Source organism: Candidatus Neomarinimicrobiota bacterium, from assembly GCA_018647265.1.
Classification (GTDB): Bacteria; Fidelibacterota; Marinisomatia; order Marinisomatales; family TCS55; genus TCS55.
Window position 1 is genome coordinate 1 of the sequence record JABGTK010000118.1, and the last position, 2,045, is coordinate 2,045.

A 2,045-nucleotide genomic window follows, 5' to 3' on the forward strand; every position below is an offset into this window, starting at 1 on the left:
CACGATTCCTGTGACCAACGCACCGGTCATGTTGACCGACTTCATGTCGGCCTCCATCAGCACCGCCGCCGTCAGATCGGCCCGCACCATCGACGCATGCGACAGGTTGGCCCGAAAGAACAACGCACCCGGCGCCTTCACATCGTTCAGGTTGGCACCAGCAAGGTTGGTGTTCGACATGGCGGCACCGGCCAGGTTGCTGCCCGAAAGGTCGGCGCCGGCCAGCATCGCACCGTTGAGCAGGGTGCCCTCCATGTTGGCCCCCGACAGGTCGATTCCCGGCAGGATCATGCCGGCCAGGTTCTCACCGGACAGGTCCACCTGGGAACAGTTGGCGTTGGGTTCGAGCACACAGGTCGGTCGGGTCGATGCCGTGGGCACCGGCTCGGTCGTCGTGGTCGGAGCAGCCGTGGTCGTGGCAGCAGCCGCAGCCGTGGTCGTGGCAGCAGCCGCAGCCGTGGTCGTGGCAGCAGCCGCAGCCTCCTCGGCAGCGGCGGCCGCAGCCGCGGCCTCCTCGGCCTCCTCCTCGTCTCCACCGCCGCAGGCGCCGGCGACGAGCGCCAGGACGACCACCCCCGCTGCGATCGACCGGCGCCTTCTACAACTCACCTTGTTGCTCATGGTCGCTCCAGTTCCCGTCCCACCTGTTGTCTGGTTGGTGCCTGTCATCGTCATCCCCATCAACCGATGCTGAAGATCAGCCGGAGGGCCGTGAGGTCGTCGGCCGTGTAGGCCTCGCCGTCGGCGGTGGCGGCCTCGGTGCCGTCTGGCATGCGGAACACCAGGTTGCCGTCGGCGTCGACGCCGGCAGCCAACTCTGCTCCGTCAGTAGCCAGGACCGGCTGGACATCGCCTGCCGCCAGGTTGTCCAGGGCCTGACCCATCGACGTCAGACCCATGGTGATCAACACACCGGTGTCAGACGTGATCGACGTGGCCGTGTTGCCGTTGGCGTCCTTGATGGATTGCTGGGTGCCATCGGCCGAAACCGTGACGGTCGCAGACTCGGCCAGGCGTGCAGCCTCGGCCTCGTCGGAGGCGACCTGTGCGGCAGCGGCCACGGCCTGCAGTTCGGCGACCGCTGCTGCGGCCTCCTCTGCGGCAGCCACTGCAGCCGTGTCGGTCTCGTCGGAGGCAGCCGTGAGGGCAGCCATCTGGGCATCGACCGTTGCGACACGAACCGCAGCCACGGCCTCGTCGACTGCTGCAGTCGCCTCTTCGGCGGCCGCTGCAGCCTCGGTGTAGTCACCGCCCTCGTTGGGCACCTCGATGCGCATGCCGCCGGTGTCAGTGAAGGTGGACTCAACCAGCAGGTCGCCGCCCTCGGTGATGACAGCACCGGTGGCCGGGTTAAAGACCACCACTCGGGCCGACTCGGCTGCAGGTGCGGCCTCGGCTGCTGCGGTTGCTGCCTCCTCGCTCGCGGCGGCCGCTGTGGCAGCCGCCTCGTTTGCGGTGTCGGCACGTGTGACGAGGCCCTCGACGTAGGCGTCACGGTCCGAGTAGGTCTCGGCAGCCGCAGACGCTGCCTCCAGGTAGTCGTTGGCGGCTGCCAGAGATGTCGTAGCCGCTGCCAGTGACTCGGCGTCGTCGGGATCAACCGCATCCGCCGCAGCCTGAGCCTCGTCGACCTGCACCTGTGCCGACTCGGCTGCCGCCGCAGCGTTATCGGGCAGGGTGAGCACGGTCTCGACCGATGCAGCCAGCGATGCCGCTGCCTCAGCCTCGATCTGTGCCACGTTTGCGGCGATCGTGGCCTCGGCCAGCGAGGAACGGGTGGCCGCAGCAATCTCAGCCGCCGCCACCGCGTCAAGGTTGGGATCGGCCATGGCAGTAGCAACCGCCGCCTTCTGAGCCTCATCCTGCAACCAGATCCCGACCATGGCCTCGGCCTGATCGGCGGTGTTTGAGGTCTCTTGAACCATCACCAGGGCAGCCTGTGCAACTTCCATGGCGTCGGGTGCGGCATCCTCGCCCGTAGCGGCCTCTACCAAAGCCGAAGCCTCCTCGAAGACTGCATCAGCCTCAGCCCTGGCCGCCTCTGC

The 2,045-nt window shown here is 67.8% G+C and carries 2 protein-coding genes; both read right to left on the reverse strand.

Features of this window, described 5'->3' with window-relative positions; translation table 11 throughout:
* The coding region (locus HN459_06985; protein MBT3479195.1) for a pentapeptide repeat-containing protein at positions 1-621 on the reverse strand (621 nt) is incomplete at its 3' end.
* 59 nt (positions 622-680) lie between these two features.
* Positions 681-2,045, reverse strand: a 1,365-nt coding sequence (locus tag HN459_06990; protein ID MBT3479196.1) for a hypothetical protein, incomplete at its 5' end; no start/stop codon positions are given.